Raw genomic sequence first — 18,712 nt, forward strand, 5'->3', positions numbered from 1 at the left:
GTTACACAACAGGGAGGCCGGTGCCCACAACGGGCATTTATAAAGGCTTGAGCGGTATGCGGGGAAACCTGCACGTACCGTTCTCAGGGGGCGGCGGCGCAGTAATGTGCTGCTGCTACCCGACATCAGGTTGTTGACACTTATGTCCGCTAAGTGCCAGAAGCGGACGTTATCTTTTAATTAAAACGCCTCGTTACAGAGCCTGCTCTTAAAAAATTAATGCGGATGGCTGCCGGCAAGATGGCCAGAAGAAATAACGGGAAGGACATCATCCGACTCATCTGCCTGCTCCAGTTCGCGCAAAATGCCACAGTCGCGCGTTGCACGGTTGGCGTTACAATGACTCTGCAGCTCGCACAACTGCGTTTCCAGCATATTAAGTTCACGAATACGGGCCTGTACATGAAGAAGGTGCTCGTTTATCAGGTCGTTAACCATACCGCAATCTGCATCAGGCTGACTGCGTGCCTGCAGCAGCACCCGGATTTCTTCATGGGTCATATCCAGCGCCCGACAGCGGCGGATAAACATCAGTCTTTCCAGATGGGCACTGTCATAGTGACGGTAGTTATTTGCCTGGTCACGTAATGCTGCCTGCAGCAGCCCCTCACGCTCATAATAACGCACCGTCTCTACCGGACAGCCTGCCTGCCGGGCCAGTTCGCCAATTTTCATAACTTTTTCCTTGTACACTTGACCCTGTAGTTACTTCAGGGTCTTTAATGCCAGTATATGCTATGAACGAGATAAAAACATGAGTGACTGCTGTAGTAATAACAAGTGCGGTTCTGCCGCGTCCGGAGAGCGGACATCCGTCAGCTATACCTCTGCTGCCACGGCAGACGCCTCCGGAAAAACTTCGCAAAAAATGGCTGATGCCTCACCGGACTGTTGTAGTGCCGGAAGCTGCTGTTCATCGGAGAGTCTGAGTCAGCCTTCCGTGCCAGTGGCAGAACGCGACGGGAGCGATAGCGTTCAGACACGTCTGCGCATCGTGCAGATGGACTGCCCGACGGAAGAGACGTTGCTTCGTAAAAAACTCACAAAACTGTCTGACGTCAGTGAGCTTGAATTCAATCTGATGCAGAGGGTACTTACCGTGACCCACTCGCCGCAGGCACTGGAGCCGGTACTACAGGCGGTGCGCTCTCTGGGTTTTGACCCGGAACTGGCTGATAAAGTCACCCGGCCTGCCGGCATCAATTGTTCAGGCAGCAAAGCGGAAAGCGCCTGCGGTTCCTGCTGCGCACCTGCGGCTGTCACTTCCGGTGAGCTGCAGGCACAGCAATTGACCGCTGACGGAGTGCGTACCAGCATCCGCATCAGGCAGATGGACTGCCCGGTAGAAGAGGGCATGATCCGTAAAAAGCTGGACGGTATGTCGGCCGTTAAGGAGCTGGATTTTAACCTTATGCAGCGCGTTCTGACGGTCGTTCATGCACCGGGTACGCTGGAGCCGGTTCTGGCCGCCATTCGTTCGCTGGGCTTTGAACCTGAGCTCTCTGACAGCAGCGGGCGGCACGCGGCTACTGAGGAAAAGAAAAATCCCTGGTGGCCGCTGGCACTGGCCGGCGTTGCGGCAGCGGCCGCCGAAGCTATGCACTGGACAGGCATGCCGGAATGGCTGGAAGCAGTTCTGGCCCTGGCCGCTGTTGGTGCCTGCGGCCTGTCTACCTACAAAAAGGGCTGGATTGCGCTGCGTAACGGCAATCTGAATATTAACGCCCTGATGAGCATTGCTGTAACCGGGGCGCTGGCGCTCGGGCAGTGGCCGGAAGCCGCCATGGTAATGGTGCTGTTCACGATCGCGGAACTGATTGAGGCGAAGTCTCTTGACCGCGCCCGCAATGCTATTGGCTCCCTGATGACGCTGACGCCTGAAACAGCCACGATTCAGCAGCCGGACGGTTCCTGGACAGTGGCAGATGCCAGATCTGTACCCCTTGACAGCGTGGTCCGGGTAAAACCGGGTGAGCGTATCGCCCTTGACGGCAGGGTTGTCCGAGGCAGGACCAGCATCAACCAGGCACCCATTACCGGTGAAAGCCTGCCGATCGAAAAAGGAGAAGGCGATCCGGTTTTCGCCGGGACGGTTAACGGCTCCGGTGGTTTTGAATACCGGGTAACGGCTGCTGCCGGAAATACTACACTCGCACGCATCATTCATGCCGTGGAGGAGGCCCAGGGGGCAAAAGCCTCTTCGCAACGCTTTGTTGACCGCTTTGCACAGGTTTATACCCCCGTGGTGTTTGCAATCGCGGTTGCGGTTGCCATCCTCCCGCCACTGATGGCAGGTGAAAGCTGGCACGAGTGGGTTTATAAGGCGCTTGTCATGCTGGTTATCGCCTGCCCCTGCGCGCTCGTCATTTCCACGCCAGTAACTATCGTCAGCGGCCTGACGGCGGCAGCCCGCCGGGGGATCCTGATTAAAGGTGGCATTTATCTTGAAGAGGGCAGAAAACTGAAATGGCTGGCGCTCGACAAAACTGGCACGCTGACGCACGGTAAACCTGTACAAACGGATGTGATTATCTATACCTGGGTTGCCGAGGATGAAGGCCGCAGACTGGCTGCGAGTCTGGCGGGTTACTCCGATCATCCGGTTTCGCAGGCCGTGACGGCAGCATTAGAGGGTTCGCAGCGTTATGACGTTGAGCGCTTTGAAGCTCTGCCGGGCCGCGGGGTGCGGGGTGTCATCAATGACAGAACCTACAGCCTCGGGAATCTGAGACTGGCTGAAGAAACGAGCAGCTGCCCGGAGACTGTCAGGGCGACGCTCAGGGAACTGGAGTCCGCTGGTAAAACGGTCATCCTGCTCTGTGACAGTCATCAGGTACTCGGGCTGTTTGCAGTGGCAGATACAGTCAAAGAAAGCAGTCGCGAAGCGGTGAGCCAGCTGCACGGTCTGGACGTCCGGACACTCATGCTGACCGGAGACAATTCGAGTACAGCGCAGGCCATTGCCGTTCAGGTCGGTATCGATGAAGCCCGGGGTAACCAGTTGCCTGAGGACAAACTGCGCGCCATTGAAACACTTACGGCTCAGGGTACCACTGGCATGGTAGGGGACGGCATCAATGATGCGCCGGCGCTGGCTCGCGCCGATATCGGCTTTGCCATGGGCGCGATGGGCACCGATACCGCCATCGAAACCGCTGATGTTGCCCTGATGGACGATGACTTACGTAAAATCCCTGCCTTTGTCCGGCTTTCAAAACAGACTTACAGCATTCTGGTACAGAACATCGTTATGGCAATTGGCATCAAAGCAATATTTCTGGCCCTGACCATTGCCGGCATGGGAACCATGTGGATGGCTGTATTTGCCGATGTGGGTGCAAGTCTGCTTGTTGTGGCAAACGGCCTGCGCCTGTTGCGTAAATAGCTGGTTATTATGTTGCCCGCTGGCTAACGGCGGGCAACGTCTGCTTTTCGCTCATAGCGGACCTTCATCGATCTTCTGATTTAAACCTTGCCGTTGCCATCAGACCCTAGCCGACAGGCCCGGAACGCCTGCGGTCCGGCGGAGCTTACCGGCACAGCCGGTTAGCGCAGTAGGGCTCGACGACCCGGCAACGCCGGGGAGCCGGAGGGGGCCGTGCGACAGGAAGTTGTTTAACATATTGTTTTACATTGATAAAACCAGCTATTCCATTAGCTGTAGCCTACCGGAACAGGCGTTGCTGGCAACGGCGGGGTCTGAAGCTTCCGGGACAACGAAATCGGGCGTCAGCCCGGAGAGGGTCCCGTGAGGGAGCCTCTCCTGCTGCAAGCATCATGTGGCTGGATTGCAAGGCTGGTCAGAAGGGTTAACACATGTGAACTGTTGATAAACACCGTTATCGGCAACAGGCCAAAGATGCTGAAAGGCCTGAACCAAAAGGGTATGAGATCGGGTTGCTCCAAGGGCCTCCCGGAGCACATGGACACAGAGATCTCCGGTGAATAGACAGAACCCGTCTTGACCTTTTGTATGTTAAGCGGAACCTGGTAAACCCGTATCGCTGCCTGATGGCAGGTGAACCGTAAGGAACACTGTTGGCGGTGCGGGCAGAGGAGGACGGAAAAAGCGAACGCCTGATGGTAATCATCAGGATACGGAGCAAATTATACTTCGGCGCGAAAGCGGGCAGACTTCCGTCTGGTCTTTAACTGCATGAGATACTGTAAAACTTTCAACAGGATATCAGCGAGATGAATACACACGACAGTGTGTCCACGATACCCCGCCCGGCAGGCTGGCACGCCATTGACTGGCGAGCCTGCCATGCACGGGTGCGAAAGCTACAGCTGAGGATTGCAGAGGCAACCCGGCAGCAACAATGGCGGCGAGTCAGGGAACTGCAGCGCATTCTCACGCGTTCGTTCTCCGGCAAAGCCGTTGCTGTCAAACGTGTGACTGAAAACACCGGGAAAAGGACGCCCGGCGTGGATGGCAAAACATGGAGCACCCCGGATGAAAAATGGAAAGGGATTGTCTGTCTGAGCCCGCGAGACTACAGACCACTGCCGCTCAGGCGCATACACATCCCCAAACCGAACGGCAAAAAGCGCCCGCTGGGCATTCCTGTTATGCGTGACAGGGCCATGCAGGCACTGTGGCTGCTGGCACTGGAGCCTGTAGCAGAAACCACGGCTGACAATAACAGCTATGGTTTCAGACCCATGCGCAGTACGCATGATGCCATCGAGTCCATATTTCACCGGATGAGCCAGAAAGTATCCCCGAAATGGGTACTGGAAGGTGACATAAAAGGATGCTTCGACAATATCAGCCATGACTGGTTGCTGTCCCATATTCCCATGGACAGAAAACTGCTCAGAAAATGGCTGAAAGCCGGATATATGGAAAAGGGCGTCTTCTTTCACACCGAAAGTGGCACTCCGCAGGGAGGCATTATCTCTCCCCTCCTCGCCAATATGGCACTCGATGGGCTGGAGGAAGAGCTGATGCTGACATTCAGGAAGAGTAAGCATTACGGGGCAAAACATCAGGTGAACTATGTGCGCTATGCCGACGACTTCATCTGCTCCGGGATCTCCCGCGAGCTGCTGGAGAATGAGGTCAAGCCCCTGATAGCAGAGTTTATGCAGAAACGGGGGCTCGCGCTGTCTGAGGAAAAAACAGCGATAACGCACATAGAAGAAGGCTTCGACTTTCTTGGTCAGAACGTCAGAAAATACGGCGGCAAGATGCTGATCAAGCCTGCCAAAAAGAATCTGAAAAACTTTCTGAGCAAAGTCAGGAGAATAATTAAAGGCAATCCGACGCTTCCGGCATGGAAACTGATAAACCTGCTCAATCCCGTGATCCGTGGATGGGCGACTTATCATCGGCATGTCGTGGCAAAAGATATCTTTAATTACGTCGATACCCAAATCTGGCGGGCAATATGGCAGTGGTGCAAACGGCGGCATACACGTAAAAGCCGGCGCTGGGTTGCAGAAAAGTATTTCACGTTCGGGGAGAAACGCTGGCTGTTCAGCGCAGCGACCCCGGAGGGTAAAATACTGCACCTCACCCGCGCGATGGATACCCCCATCAAACGCCATATCAAGATCAGGGGCGACGCAACACCTTACTCGCCCGGCATGGAAATCTACTTTGAGCGTCGTCTGGATCTGGTCTGGAGCGGAAAGCTGAAGAAGATGAAAACCGTGGCGGCATTGTGGAAGCGCCAGGGTAAGTGCTGCCCGCGTTGCAGACAACTCATCACCAACAAGCCAGGCTGGAATATACACCACCGGGTCAGGAAGGTCATGGGCGGCAGCGACGACATGTCCAATCTTGAACTGCTACATCCCAACTGCCACCGTCAGTTACACAACAGGGAGGCCGGTGCCCACAACGGGCATTTATAAAGGCTTGAGCGGTATGCGGGGAAACCTGCACGTACCGTTCTCAGGGGGCGGCGGCGCAGTAATGTGCTGCTGCTACCCGACATCAGGCTGTTAATGCCGTTGACCTTCATGGACAGGAAACCGGAGACGCAGCTGAAGCGCAGGTAAGCGTCTCATCCAGACCGTCTTTTATTTTTGCCCGCGTTTCCTACCATGGACACTTTCGCGAACATGGACACTACCGTGGACAAAAATACGCCTTACACCAGAAGACCATGGATCTTCACAGCGCTGAGCCTGCGCTTTAATGAGGCTCTGACTTACCGTGAAATAGCAGAACAACTGAACCTTAGCTCATCTGCCATACATAAAATGTTCACGCGTTTTCGACGAACCGGAATTAACTGGCCATTGTCGGAAGAATACACGCCTGAACGCCTGGAGGAAGAGCTCTATGCCTTCAATCTTGAGACAAATCTTCCTGTAAAAAAACGCCGGCCGGACTGGCCTCTGGAATTCAAAATTCGCATGGCGGAGCTGACCCTGCAGCCGGACGCCTGTGTGGCTCAAATTGCCCGTGAGCATGGCATTAACGATAATCTGCTGTTCAACTGGCGCAATCTGCATCGTCAGGGGCTACTGGATCCGGCCAACAGAGCGACTCTGATTCCGGTTACTATGGAGCCTGTTGTCCCTCCGCCCAGGCAAAACGGCGTCGTATCAGCAGACCTGCCACCGGTCATCAGCTGCAGGCTGACGTTGCCAGGTGGAAGCCTCAACCTGACTGGCCCGCTGACGCCTGAACTTCTGCGCGCACTGGTCAGCGAACTCAGGGAGGGTGAGTCATGATTAGCTTTCCGGCAGGTTCGCGGATCTGGCTGGTTGCTGGCGTGACAGATATGCGCTGTAGCTTCAACGGGCTGGCAGCGAAAGTGCAGAACACGCTTCGCACCGATCCGTTCAGCGGTCATCTGTTTATCTTTCGCGGTCGTCGCGGCGACATGATAAAGGTGCTGTGGGCCGACCGGGACGGTTCTGTCGCATTAAGGCGGCGTCGGGTAACATGCTGTTTTTTTTTAATGATGTTGCCTGCTCATGCCTCTGATACGAAAAGCCTTCAAACGCCTGCACTATCCCCTCGATGTTATTGCTCAATGCGTTCGCTGGTATCTGGCTTATGCCCTTAGCCTGCGCAATCTCGAAGAAATGATGGTCGAGCGCGGCATTATTGTTGACCATTCGACGCTTCACCGCTGGGTTATCCGTCGGGTGCCGTTGCTGGATAAGGCGTTTCGTCGGCATAAGCGCACCGTGGGTCGGCGGTGGCGCATGGACGAAACCTACATCAAAATCAAAGGCCAGTGGAAATATCTGTACCGCGCGGTAGATACTGCAGGTCAAACCGTCGACTTCCTGCTGACCGCCAGACGCGACGCTGCCGCTGCGTTGCGTTTCTTTCGCAAGGCCATTCGTCATCATGGCGAACCCGAGGTAGTGACTATCGATAAAAGTGGCGCCAACACGGCCGCCCTGACCACACTTAACGCCAACAAACCAGAAGAAGAAAGGATGACCATCAGGCAGAGCAAGTACCTGAACAACCTGGTTGAGCAGGATCACCGGAATATCAAACGACGAATACGGCCGATGCTGGGATTCAAGTCGTTCCGCCGGGCGCAGACGTTGTTAGCAGGCATCGAGTTGTTACAGATGATACGCAAAGGACAACTTCAGCATCCCGCCGGCGACAGATTGTCACCAGCGGAACAATTTTATTTGTTGGCTGCCTAAAATATCGGCAGCACAACGTTTGCTGACTCTGCTCTGTTAATGCGACAGAACCGTTTTTCCAGCTTTGCCTGTGTATCACCTCCGCTTTGTACAGGCCGTTGATGCTTTCGGCCATCGCGTTATCATAAGAGTCACCCGTGCTTCCCGTTGAAGCCAGAAGCTCCGCCTCCTGCAACCGCTGTGTGTAGGCCAGCGACACGTACTGTGAACCTTTGTCGCTGTGATGGATGGTTCCTGATGGCCGACGGGCCCACAGCGCCTGCTCCAGCGCATCCAGCACGAACGTCGTCTCCACCGACGATGACCCCCGCCAGCCCACGATGCGACCGGCGAACACGTCGATAATGAACGCTACGTATGCGAAGCCCTGCCAGGTGCTGGCGTACGTGAAGTCTGCCACCCACAGCTGGTCAGGGCGTTCAGCCACGAACTGACGGTTCACCCGGTCATGCGCGGCAGGGGTCTTACGGCTGACGGTGGTTCGCACCTTTTTACCTCGCAGTACGCCGGTTAGGCCCATGGACTTCATCAGCCTCGCGATGGTGCATCGGGCCACGCTGAAGCCCTCCCGTAGCAGCTGGCGCCAGACCTTGCGAACACCATAGACGCCGTAGTTTTCGTCGTACACGCGCTGTATCTCCTGCTTCAGTTTCTCATCACGCTGGTCGCGATGGCTACGTCTGTCAGGATGCAGCTGATATTCACGGTAGCGGTAGTATGACGACGGGGCGATATCCAGCTCATGGCATACCGGTCCGACCCCGTATTCATCGCTCAGGGTATCCACCAGGAGGGCTATTTTTTCCAGAGGCGGTCGAACTCCGCCCTCGCAAAATAAACTGAGGCCTGCCGCCGGATATCATTGCTGCGCCGCAGCTCGCGGGTCTCACGCCCCCGCTCTTTCAGGCGCTGGCGCTCAGTGGTGGAGAGACCACCATCACCACCACCGGCATCACGTTCATACTGACGCAGCCAGATACGCAGGGTCTCCGGCGTGCAGCCGATTTTAGGGGCGATGGAACTCAGGGCTGCCCACTGTGAGTCATATCCGTCCTGGCATTCCAGAACCATGCGGACGGCACGCTGCCGTATCTCGGGGGAAAAACGTGTATTTTTAGTCATCCTGTTTACCTCTCTCTCAGGGAGTTTAGTCTCCAGGATTCCCGGGGCGGTTCACTCCGTATCCTGTCATACGCGTAAAACAGCCAGCGCTGACGTGATTTAGCACCGACGTAGCCCCACTGTTCGTCCATTTCAGCGCAGACAATCACATCACTGCCCGGTTGTATGCGCGAGGTTACCGACTGCGGCCTGAGTTTTTTAAGTGACGTAAAACCGTGTTGAGGCCAATGCCCATAATGCGTGCACTGGCGCGACATCCGACGCCATTCATGGCCATATCAATGATTGTCTGGTGCGTACCGGGCTGAGAGGCGGTGTAAGTGAACTGTAGTTGCCATGTTTTACGGCAATGAGAGCAGAGATAGCGCTGATGTCCGGCAGTGCTTTTGCCGTTACGCACCACGCCTTCAGTAGCGGAGCAGGAAGGACATCTGATGGAAATGGAAGCCACGCAAGCACCTCAAAATCACCATCATACACTAAATCAGTAAGTTGGGAGCATTACCCTTTTTTGGGCGTGGAGAAACTCGGTGCTGCGGTGTCCAACAACCACACACGACCTTTACCATCGGCGACAACGCTTTGTACGCTAATCAGACCTTTAGCAGGATCTTTGTGATTTTCACGATTAAAAGCCGCGTCTGGATACGCGACTTCCTTACCGTTGCGAATCTCAGCAACGGTGAATTTTACATCATCGCCCCATTTTGGGTAGTTTACGAAGATACGGCCAGTTTCGGTGACGGTAACGCCGGTCGGCATCGCATTATGGAAAGCAAATACCTGTTCAAGCTGACCTGTCGTTTTCTCGACAGGTGCATTCGCCGGTAGTGGCCGGACATCTGCAGCGAAGCTGCTTTCGCCTGAAATGGCAATGGCGAACGCCAACGCTGATAAGGCCAAATTGGATTTTTTAGACATAAAAGTGTTCCTTGGCGCTGTCATAAAAGGCCATAAAAAAATGCATTTATATAATTAGAAGGCCATGAAAATGGTTTCCCATAGCCCTGATCGGTTATCCCACAAAGCGGGGTGAACAGATCCAGCAACACCGGTGGTGTTGGGGTCGTTGACAAACGCAATGCTGAGAATATGTTAAAAGACTTATCCGTTATATCTGTTGGGCAAACGATATCTGGTGCTCATGTCATGCATCTGTTGGCTCGCAAACGGATTGTCTGGATTTATGCTTTTAACGTGGCCATATCAATGACGAAGCGATACTTCACATCCCCAGCTATCATGCGGCTATAAGCCTCGTTGATATTTTTGATATCAAGCATTTCAATATCGCAGCTGATGCTGTGCTCGGCGCAAAATTCCAGAACTTCCTGGGTTTCCGCAATGCCACCGATCAGAGAGCCCGCCAGTACGCGGCGATTCATAACCAGGTTGCCCGCATGCAGTGCAGGTTCAATCGGCTCGATCAGCCCCACTTAATTGTAGGTCATAATAAATTACACGCAAGCGCATCGGTATAAAGTGAGCCATGTTAAAAATTTATGCTACATTTAAAATGCTCTTATCTTGCGTGGAAAAAATAAGCGCAACGAGATTTAAAACCAGCATGATTATTTTTAATCGTTTCAATCCAGAGGGGTAATTATGAGAGCAATCATCTATAACGGCCCGTTCAACGTAACGGTAAAAAATGTTCCTGACGCAAAAATTGAGCGCCCCGGTGACGCGCTTATCCGCATTACTACCACGAATATCTGTGGTTCGGATCTGCACATGTACGAAGGCCGCACCAGTTTTGAAAAAGGGCGCATTTTCGGCCATGAAAACATGGGAGAGGTCGTTGAAGTCGGCAAAGGCGTTGAGCGTGTCAAGGTGGGAGACCGCGTCTGTATGCCGTTTAACATCGGCTGCGGCTTCTGTGAAAATTGCGAAAAAGGCCTGACCGGTTTTTGCCTGACGGCTAATCCGGGAAGCGCTGGCGCCGCCTATGGTTTTGCTGAAATGGGCCCATGGGACGGCGGGCAGGCAGAACTGCTGCGGGTCCCCTTTGCCGATTTCAATTGTCTGGTGCTGCCGGAGGATGCCTCAGAAAAAGAGGATGATTATGTGATGCTCTCTGACATCTTTCCGACAGGCTGGCACGCGACCGAACTGGCGGGATTGCGAGCGGGCGAAAGCGTCGCTATTTATGGGGCGGGTCCGGTTGGGTTGATGGCGGCTCACTCAGCGCTGATAAAAGGCGCATCGCAGGTGTTTGTTGTGGATACCCACAGTGACCGTCTTGCCCTCGCCGAGCAACTTGGTGCAACACCTGTTCATGCTGCCGGAGATGAGGCCGTACAGAAAATACTGGATCTGACCGATGGCAGGGGCACCGACTGCGGGTGTGAATGCGTGGGATACCAGTGCTGTAATAAGCATGGTCATGAAGATAACAGTGCAACCATGAACAGCCTTGTCGCGTCAACTAAAGCCACGGGCGGAATCGGCGTGGTTGGCGTATTTGTCCCGCAGGATCCCTCTGCTGCAACCGATCTGGCTAAAGAAGGCAAGATGCCTTTCGATTTTGGCAGTTTCTGGTTCAAGGGCCAGTCAATCCGCACCGGACAGGCAAACGTGAAGGCCTACAACCGACAGCTTGCAAGACTGATTCACCACGGCAAAGCCAGCCCTGGCCAGATTATTTCGCATCGTCTGAGCCTGGACGAAGCGCCTGAAGGCTATAAAAATTTCGACAGCCGTACCCCCGGCTGGACGAAAGTGGTCCTCAAACCCTGAAGGCGTGGACAGCTCTTACAGAAAGCCTTGTGCCGATTGCTCAGGGCTTAACCGGTTGGCTCACCCACGTTTAGTCTTTTTAATAGGCTGGGCTCCTCAACGCTGCTTCGCTTGAATATCAACCCGGCTTTGTTGAATAAATCGAACTTTTGCTGAGCTGAAGGATCAGGTCACGCATCTTCCCGACAACGCAGGTAATGACTCCAACTTACTGATAGTGTTTTATGTTCAGATAATGTCCGATGACCTTGTCATGCAGCTCCACCGATTTTGAGAACGACAGTGACTTCCGTCCCAGCCTTGCCAGATGTTGTCTCAGATTCAGGTTATGTCGCTCAATGCGCTGAGTGGGTTCTGTCGCATTAAGGCGGCGTCGGGTAACATGCTGTTTTTTTTTAATGATGTTGCCTGCTCATGCCTCTGATACGAAAAGCCTTCAAACGCCTGCACTATCCCCTCGATGTTATTGCTCAATGCGTTCGCTGGTATCTGGCTTATGCCCTTAGCCTGCGCAATCTCGAAGAAATGATGGTCGAGCGCGGCATTATTGTTGACCATTCGACGCTTCACCGCTGGGTTATCCGTCTGGTGCCGTTGCTGGATAAGGCGTTTCGTCGGCATAAGCGCACCGTGGGTCGGCGGTGGCGCATGGACGAAACCTACATCAAAATCAAAGGCCAGTGGAAATATCTGTACCGCGCGGTAGATACTGCAGGTCAAACCGTCGACTTCCTGCTGACCGCCAGACGCGACGCTGCCGCTGCGTTGCGTTTCTTTCGCAAGGCCATTCGTCATCATGGCGAACCCGAGGTAGTGACTATCGATAAAAGTGGCGCCAACACGGCCGCCCTGACCACACTTAACGCCAACAAACCAGAAGAAGAAAGGATGACCATCAGGCAGAGCAAGTGCCTGAACAACCTGGTTGAGCAGGATCACCGGAATATCAAACGACGAATACGGCCGATGCTGGGATTCAAGTCGTTCCGCCGGGCGCAGACGTTGTTAGCAGGCATCGAGTTGTTACAGATGATACGCAAAGGACAACTTCAGCATCCCGCCGGCGACAGATTGTCACCAGCGGAACAATTTTATTTGTTGGCTGCCTAAAATATCGGCAGCACAACGTTTGCTGACTCTGCTCTGTTAATGCGACAGAACCTTACCAGGTCGTGGCAGATTCTGTTATCAGCGCCAGAACCGTTCGCCCGGGAGGAGGACGAAAATCCGGTGCGCCCAATGAAAGCGCTTCGCCGGCAAGTGAAGGCACAGGGCTGGGGGCAACGTCCGAAGCTGTGGCAGATGCCGCCCAACAATGGGAAATTTATGCGCAGGGCGGCGACCGGAGCGAGCTGGATCAGCGTCCACCGTTTGATGACCCATTACCGTGAAAGACGAATTATGGCACGATTTGACGGCACGTTTGGTCCCCAGGCGCTGCCGATGGATGATCTGGCATTGAGTCTTGAATATGTTTGAAAAGGTGGAAATTATGTTAACATTCAAACGGGTGCCTGGAGCCGTCTGTTTCAGGCTCTGGCATGAAGCAGACAGCAAAAAGCCCCAAGTGATCTTTCAATCAACTTGAGGCCATTTGTTATGCATAGACAACATAATAGTAGCCTCTTAACTTCAGAGGTTCAAGACAATGTCACGAAAACTGGTGTTTTTTAGCCTGATAGTGTTGTGTTTAACGCTGTTGGTGTTTACCTGGATGGTGCGCGGCTCACTGTGTGAGATCCGCGTCCAGCAAGGTAACACGGTCATGGTGGCGTTGCTGAACTACGAAGTCAGAGGCTAAACCGCTGGGCGGAGTTCGCTCCGCCCAATCGGTGGCTGTCTGGCGTGGTATCCCGGCACCCTTTGCAGAATACCGCTGGCCCTGCGGGGCCAGCCCCTCTCAGTCAACGAGTGGAGGTTCGGCATGAAAATCATCTCTGCACCACAGGAAACAGCCTTGTATCCAGGCCTGGTGGCCAGCGCGATAATGGACGTTCGCATGAAACTTGGTATGTCATGTATTCAGTTGAATTACAGGAAAATATTCAACCAAATTGTGCCGATGCTGGTGATCGACTTTTTCAACGACAAGGGCAAACTTTACACCCTGCGCTACAATCTGCCACCGGATACGCCGGAAAGGACAGAACGGCGCGTTTCCCTGCTCCTGCATTTGTTGCGTAAAGACCTGGACGTTGCCGGCGATGCCGCTGCGTGAGTAAACTGGACGCTCCCGAAATCTCAGTACGTCACATTAACTGTTACCGTATCGGCGTACCTGTCCGGCGTGTAGTTCGCGCCGGGAGCGGTGACGTAGACCGCCCAGGTCGTCGTGCTGCCGGCTCCGGTTCCCGCAACGCTGTTCAGTGGAGTGTTTCCCCATGGGCTGCCATTCATACCGGGTCCTGAACGGAGCTGATAGGGGACCTGGTCAGTATTTGTATTGCTAGTTTTCATCATTCCGCTTCCCGCCGTGTTGCCGTTGGAAGGCACCAGACCAATGGTATAGGGGGAGCTGTTGGTACAGGTGACCCCTATTGTACTGTTCCCGCCAATATTGGTCTGGGTTGCATTTACCGTTCCCAGGTTGATGTTGTTGGTAAAGCTGACGTTGCATTGCTTCGCCACGGTCGCAAGTACGGTAAACGGGAGCGCTGGGCCAGTCGTGGTACCACAGGTTGTCGGTGGCAGAAGTAACCCGGTATTCAGCGTGACGCTGGCGGTCGCGGCAGAATAATTGTCCTGGTAACCGCCCGGGGCTGCCGTGATTTGTGACCCGGGAAGTCGGGCATAAACAGTTTTACTTCCGGTCACAGGAAGAAAATCCAGGAAGGTTATCTGCACCATGGGTGGTGTTGTTCCCGCCTGATACTGACTTCCCCAGACCGTTGTATACCCCGGGTCCTGATACAGCTGGTAATTCAGGGTGCTGGCGGGCGGACCTGCAAATGACATCTGACGGGGACTGATTTGTCCGCTGACAGCAGACGGGCCAATATTAAAACAGAGCGTGACGCCTGCCAGTATATCCGTGATGGCCCGGGTGCAGGTGTAGCTGAAGGTCATAGCCCCCGTTGCCGCTGTTGCGGAGAGCGGGTTTACCGTGCCGAAATTAACAGGCTGCACATTACTGACCGAACAGCTCAGCGCCAGGCTCACTCCGGGCGACAGGGTTAATCCTGCCAGCAAAATCAGATGGCTTAATCGCATGTTGTTGCCTCCTTTCACGCCGGTGGTTACCGGCAGGTCAGTGGTCCGGTCTGAGGGATACCCTTCTCTTCGGCAGGATACCTGAACTGCACTGTGCAGACGCCTGTTGGCGTGGTGACCCTGAGCCGGTTATATAACCCAAGGACATCAAAATAGGCCATACCATCAAAACCCACGACCGCATTCTGCCCCGAATCCAGCGTGGCTATACTGCCCTGTGCAACCGCGTGGCCATGAGTGTCAACCAGCGTCACCAGTGCAGCTCGAACGGGGGTAATGTCAAATTTCACCAGTACGCCGGACCGGTCTGCAGGAGTGGCGTCGGCGCTGATTCGGTTAATTCGCATGCTGGCGGGCAGATCCATCGGGTCAATACTCAGCAGATTATTCTGATAGCTGTTCAGGGGGGTGACCAGCAGCAGTCCCTGGTCGTCGCTGGTTCCCGTGAGATTGTTTTCAAGTTTTACCGGAACCCCGGCAATGCCATCGGTGGAGACCACCGCAAAACCGCTGCTAATCTCCCGGGCGGCGAACAGCCCTCCTGCCATCGACACCAGAGAGCCGCGGGCACCTGCGTAATCATAGTGGGTACCGGACATCTGATTCACCCCTGTGTAGACATTGCCGTGACGCCCCTGATACCCCACTTCTCCCTGAGCACCCTGCCGGGATGACTGCCGGCTGGCCGCCAGGCTCCAGCCCCATCCCCATCCCCCTTCCGGGGGATGCATCTGGCTGGCATTAATCATGTATCCGGTCTGGTTATTCGTGCGCTGCAGCATACTGCCGGCACTCATTCCGCCACTGAACGCAAATGTCATCATCAGCCAGACGCTGCTGTCACGACTGTTATCCACGTTCTGACTGACCCCGGCGTTAAGATAAATATCCTGCGTCACGGATTTAAACCAGTTAGCACCGGCATAGCGGATGGAGCTTTCCTGCGGATAACGAAAATGCAGGTAGCTCAGGCTGAAATTACCCAGGGACTCTGTCCCATACCCCACTACCGAGTTACTGCTTAACGCCGGTGGCGACGGTCCATAGCGGGTGGCGGCATCGTGATAGCGGCCTGTCGTGAGGGTGGTCATTGTGCTGAAGGTAAAGTTATAACCGGACCAGCGATAACCTGCTCCGTACAGCGAACCGCCCTGACCTGAGTCCGCACTTATCGCCAGCGTGGCGGACAGCGTACCGCTGCGACCGGAGGGAACCCAGTCAGTACTGACGCCAGCATTCGCGAGGCTGTTTGTTGCCTCAGCATGCGAACCGACGGTTAAACTGTTACTCCCTCCCCGCCGCCAGGTCCCGCTGAAAACAGGGACGTTGTCATAGTCAAAAGAGGAATAACCATAATTCCTGCGGACTACCCCAAGTTCTGCCGACCACTCAGTCAGTCCCTGACGCAGCAGCAACGGGTCATTATAAAAAGAGAAATTCTGAACGGTCGTCCTGCCCAGCGCATCCGTGACCATGACCTGCGCATTGCCGGCGCCACTGATATTAGGCAGGCTGCTGATTTCAAAATTTCCCGCCGGTACGCTGCCGTTATAGTGCTTCACCCCATTAATATAGAGTTCGACATCAGAAGGCAGGGTTGCTGAACCCAGGAAAGAAGGTAATGGCGTGGTGGGCTGATAAGGCTTCAGACTGAAATCAGTGCCGAGCTGAATCCCGGCAATGCGGGTGGGGCGCGACCAGGGCAGAGAACTGGTCAGGGTGTCTCCTGCTGTTACTGTCAGCAACCGGTCAGGAAAGGAGGACTGCCAGCGGGTATCCAGGCGACTGAACCGGTTATCATGATCACCACTGTACTTCTGTGCTGAATTGCGCGTCAGCTGGGTTGAACTGAATACTCCGGAAGGTTGAAAGGCGCGAAGTTCTGTAAAGCTGCTGACGCTGAGGCTTCTCTCGCGGGCGGCGTAAAGGTCATAATTTAACAGCATGCCCCGTGAAGTGGATGCCGCCGGGGTAGCGGCATCCGCCAGATTAAGCCGGGTGGTCGCTGTATCCAGAAGCCTGAGCGGAACAGTCAGCTTCAGAGTCTGTTGCCGTGCATCGTAGTCAGTCTGTAACTGCGGTATATCGCTCAGGCATACCTGCCCCGCATTTTTTTCATGGAGCCGGAGCCCCAGCTGTCGCAGCGTGCCGGCGCTGGCGTAAAATTTTCCGTCGGCGTAACCGAGGCGAACCGGCCCCACCGTGTTACCGTTAAGGGTAACCTCCGGATATAACTCAGTTCCGGTCAGCGGTGTGGCATCATATACCAGTTCGTTCGGTGACTGATTTCCGGAATTAGGGTCTGCCGCACAGATTTCCGGAGTAAAGAGTCCGTTAAGTAAAACCAGTGTCACCAGCGCCCGCAACCTATCAGAGAGTCTGTTCCGTTTTTTGGCCATTTATCGTAATTTCGAGTTTACCGCCCTGAGCAGCATCAACGGTCGTGACAGGCAATACCCAGCGCATCGTTGACGCCGGAAGAACGTATCCCAGTAGTCCCGGAGTAATGGCCCTGCGGACACCGCGTGAGGTTACCAGCGTTGCTGCTGACAACTGAGCATGACTGTTTCCCTGATTGTGCACATCCAGGAACACCCCTTTTTCAGTACGGCTGATGTTCCAGCGCAAGTCTGCAGACAGCGGACCTGTTGTGGCAGGCTGAATAAATACAGGAAGTGAATAGTGCAGAACAAACTGCAGCCTGTTTTTTTCCATCACGGCAGGAGGCAGCTCATTGACAGACAGGCGGTAAGCCTCCTCCCTTTCCCCTGAAGACGGCCTGGTTCTTATCACCCGGATAAGCTGCCGCTCGCCGGGCCTGAGTGCCAGCATGGGGGGGCTGATAACCAGCCCGTGAGATGGCGAGAGTTCGTCACTGAAGTTATTCTGGCTCCAGCGATAAACCCGCACCTGCGCATTAATTTCCCGGCTCCCTTCATTGCTTAACCAGATGCCATCCGCATTTTGTGTGCCTGGCAGGGTGAGGCTCACCGGGGAAACCTGCAGGCCAGAAGCCATTGCCCCGGGCAGAGCCAGGCTGGCACAAAGCATGCACACCAGTGCATGTCGCCATAAAGGCAATACTGAACTCATCCGCATCCCTGTGCTCAGTAATTCACATTGACCGTTACGGTATCGGCGTAATTATCCGGGGTGAAATTGGCTCCGGGAGCCGTTGCATAGACGGTATAGGTTTGCGCCGCACCGGTGCCGGTGCCTGCCACGCCATTGCCGACCGTCGTTGACGTGGCCGTATTCCCCCAGACAGGGCCGGTAGCCGAGATCTGGTTTAGCTGATAAGGTACTTTATCCATATTCGTTGCTGAGTTGGCCACCGACGACATAGCGCCAGCACCGCTCGTATTCCCTCCGTTTGTTGTTGAGGGAGCCATACCAATAAAATACGGTGTGGTTTTAGAGCAGGTCACGGAAATGGTGCTGTTCCCGGTGGTGTTTGTTGTGCTGGAGTTCACCGTGCCAAGGTTAATGTTGGAAGAAGGGCCAGCGGTGACGGAGCAGGCCTTCGCAATGGTAATCAGTACCTGAAAGGTTCCCGTGGTGGTTACTGCATGTGCGAGCGGTGTAACCGTAAAGGCCATACACGAAAGGAAAACTACAGAAGCCGGTTTCATATTTCTGTCCCTTTGAAGAAAATTCCGATTTATCTTTCAGATAAAATTAACGCAACAAACTGTACTTTAGTATAGTAGCAAGTATTACTCCAGCTTCCAGACTATATTTCTGTATGAAACCAGATCGGTAAAGCAAAATGGGTCACGAAGAAAATATGAGCATGAAAGAATTTCGCCGGGTTCTGTCGCATTAACAGAGCAGAGTCAGCAAACGTTGTGCTGCCGATATTTTAGGCAGCCAACAAATAAAGGTTCTGTCGCATTAACAGAGCAGAGTCAGCAAACGTTGTGCTGCCGATATTTTAGGCAGCCAACAAATAAAATTGTTCCGCTGGTGACAATCTGTCGCCGGCGGGATGCTGAAGTTGTCCTTTGCG

The 18,712-nt window shown here is 54.3% G+C and carries 15 protein-coding genes, 6 pseudogenes and 1 other annotated feature; of the genes and pseudogenes, 10 read left to right on the plus strand and 11 right to left on the minus strand.

Annotated features, from left to right (window positions below):
- Window positions 1-216: 216 nt before the first annotated feature.
- The gene (cadR, locus tag H2P46_RS22025; RefSeq protein ID WP_033755771.1) at window positions 217-675 is read right to left on the minus strand and encodes a Cd(II)/Pb(II)-responsive transcriptional regulator; all 459 of its coding nucleotides are present in this window, start codon (window positions 673-675) and stop codon (window positions 217-219) included.
- A gap of 193 nt (window positions 676-868) precedes the next feature.
- Between cadR and H2P46_RS22030 the strand changes: the two genes are divergently transcribed.
- From H2P46_RS22030 to H2P46_RS22050, 5 genes and pseudogenes are all read left to right on the plus strand, one after another.
- Window positions 869-3,385 carry a heavy metal translocating P-type ATPase gene (locus H2P46_RS22030; protein WP_202987560.1) on the plus strand — a complete coding sequence of 839 codons (2,517 nt, stop codon included), beginning with the start codon at window positions 869-871 and terminating at the stop codon, window positions 3,383-3,385.
- An 809-nt stretch (window positions 3,386-4,194) separates the two neighbouring features.
- Window positions 4,195-5,862: a group II intron reverse transcriptase/maturase gene (ltrA, locus tag H2P46_RS22035; RefSeq protein ID WP_193406903.1), complete on the plus strand. Its 1,668-nt coding sequence runs from the start codon at window positions 4,195-4,197 to the stop codon at window positions 5,860-5,862.
- Window positions 5,863-6,054: 192 nt separating this feature from the next.
- Window positions 6,055-6,690: an IS66-like element accessory protein TnpA gene (tnpA, locus tag H2P46_RS22040; RefSeq protein ID WP_193403483.1), complete on the plus strand. Its 636-nt coding sequence runs from the start codon at window positions 6,055-6,057 to the stop codon at window positions 6,688-6,690.
- Window positions 6,687-6,896 (plus strand): annotated as a pseudogene (gene tnpB, locus H2P46_RS22045) (IS66 family insertion sequence element accessory protein TnpB); the annotation flags it as partial. The gene tnpA and the pseudogene tnpB, both read left to right, overlap by 4 nt.
- Window positions 6,897-6,936: 40 nt before the next feature.
- Window positions 6,937-7,632: an IS6 family transposase gene (locus tag H2P46_RS22050; protein WP_193406904.1), complete on the plus strand. Its 696-nt coding sequence runs from the start codon at window positions 6,937-6,939 to the stop codon at window positions 7,630-7,632.
- Between the two features lie 52 nt (window positions 7,633-7,684).
- Here H2P46_RS22050 and H2P46_RS22055 read toward each other — a convergent pair.
- The 4 genes and pseudogenes from H2P46_RS22055 to H2P46_RS22070 all read right to left on the minus strand — a co-directional run.
- Window positions 7,685-8,754: pseudogene (locus H2P46_RS22055) on the minus strand (IS3 family transposase); the annotation flags it as partial.
- Window positions 8,357-8,473 (minus strand) — a sequence feature (AL1L pseudoknot). Its footprint overlaps the pseudogene before it by 117 nt.
- A gap of 56 nt (window positions 8,755-8,810) precedes the next feature.
- Window positions 8,811-9,205 (minus strand): annotated as a pseudogene (locus tag H2P46_RS22060) (IS1 family transposase); the annotation flags it as partial.
- Window positions 9,206-9,255: 50 nt separating this feature from the next.
- On the minus strand, window positions 9,256-9,675 hold the full coding sequence (locus H2P46_RS22065; protein WP_202987559.1) for a hypothetical protein: 420 nt from the start codon (window positions 9,673-9,675) through the stop codon (window positions 9,256-9,258).
- A gap of 263 nt (window positions 9,676-9,938) precedes the next feature.
- Window positions 9,939-10,190, minus strand: a pseudogene (locus H2P46_RS22070) (NAD(P)-dependent alcohol dehydrogenase); the annotation flags it as partial.
- A gap of 169 nt (window positions 10,191-10,359) precedes the next feature.
- On the opposite strand from H2P46_RS22070, the gene H2P46_RS22075 reads away from it, so the two are divergent.
- The gene (locus H2P46_RS22075) at window positions 10,360-11,493 is read left to right on the plus strand and encodes a glutathione-independent formaldehyde dehydrogenase (protein WP_193406905.1); all 1,134 of its coding nucleotides are present in this window, start codon (window positions 10,360-10,362) and stop codon (window positions 11,491-11,493) included.
- A gap of 208 nt (window positions 11,494-11,701) precedes the next feature.
- Here the strand turns inward: H2P46_RS22075 and H2P46_RS22080 are convergent.
- A pseudogene (locus H2P46_RS22080) lies at window positions 11,702-11,893 on the minus strand (IS1 family transposase); the annotation flags it as partial.
- Between the two features lie 14 nt (window positions 11,894-11,907).
- On the opposite strand from H2P46_RS22080, the gene H2P46_RS22085 reads away from it, so the two are divergent.
- The 4 genes from H2P46_RS22085 (at window position 11,908) to H2P46_RS22100 (ending at window position 13,711) form a co-directional block, all read left to right on the plus strand.
- A complete protein-coding gene (locus tag H2P46_RS22085) occupies window positions 11,908-12,603 on the plus strand; it encodes an IS6 family transposase (RefSeq protein ID WP_193406906.1) in 696 nt (231 codons plus the stop codon).
- Window positions 12,604-12,732: 129 nt separating this feature from the next.
- On the plus strand, window positions 12,733-12,972 hold the full coding sequence (locus H2P46_RS22090) for a hypothetical protein (protein ID WP_238939079.1): 240 nt from the start codon (window positions 12,733-12,735) through the stop codon (window positions 12,970-12,972).
- 169 nt (window positions 12,973-13,141) lie between these two features.
- Window positions 13,142-13,294, plus strand: coding sequence for a Hok/Gef family protein (locus tag H2P46_RS22095; protein WP_099818005.1), 153 nt, complete (start codon window positions 13,142-13,144; stop codon window positions 13,292-13,294).
- Between the two features lie 123 nt (window positions 13,295-13,417).
- Window positions 13,418-13,711: a hypothetical protein gene (locus H2P46_RS22100; protein ID WP_238939080.1), complete on the plus strand. Its 294-nt coding sequence runs from the start codon at window positions 13,418-13,420 to the stop codon at window positions 13,709-13,711.
- A 23-nt stretch (window positions 13,712-13,734) separates the two neighbouring features.
- Here the strand turns inward: H2P46_RS22100 and H2P46_RS22105 are convergent, their stop codons facing one another.
- The 5 genes and pseudogenes from H2P46_RS22105 to H2P46_RS22125 form a co-directional block, all read right to left on the minus strand.
- The gene (locus H2P46_RS22105; RefSeq protein WP_193406908.1) at window positions 13,735-14,703 is read right to left on the minus strand and encodes a Csu type fimbrial protein; all 969 of its coding nucleotides are present in this window, start codon (window positions 14,701-14,703) and stop codon (window positions 13,735-13,737) included.
- A 26-nt stretch (window positions 14,704-14,729) separates the two neighbouring features.
- Window positions 14,730-17,102, minus strand: coding sequence for a fimbria/pilus outer membrane usher protein (locus H2P46_RS22110; RefSeq protein WP_193406909.1), 2,373 nt, complete (start codon window positions 17,100-17,102; stop codon window positions 14,730-14,732).
- Window positions 17,074-17,796 (minus strand): fimbrial biogenesis chaperone, encoded by a 723-nt coding sequence (locus H2P46_RS22115; protein WP_193406910.1) that lies wholly within the window; start codon window positions 17,794-17,796, stop codon window positions 17,074-17,076. Before H2P46_RS22115 ends, H2P46_RS22110 begins: the two co-directional genes overlap by 29 nt.
- Window positions 17,797-17,810: 14 nt before the next feature.
- Window positions 17,811-18,335 carry a Csu type fimbrial protein gene (locus H2P46_RS22120; RefSeq protein ID WP_193406911.1) on the minus strand — a complete coding sequence of 175 codons (525 nt, stop codon included), beginning with the start codon at window positions 18,333-18,335 and terminating at the stop codon, window positions 17,811-17,813.
- Between the two features lie 302 nt (window positions 18,336-18,637).
- Window positions 18,638-18,712, minus strand: a pseudogene (locus H2P46_RS22125) (IS6 family transposase); the annotation flags it as partial.

The organism is Mixta mediterraneensis, assembly GCF_014946725.1.
Lineage (GTDB): Bacteria > Pseudomonadota > Gammaproteobacteria > Enterobacterales > Enterobacteriaceae > Pantoea > Pantoea mediterraneensis.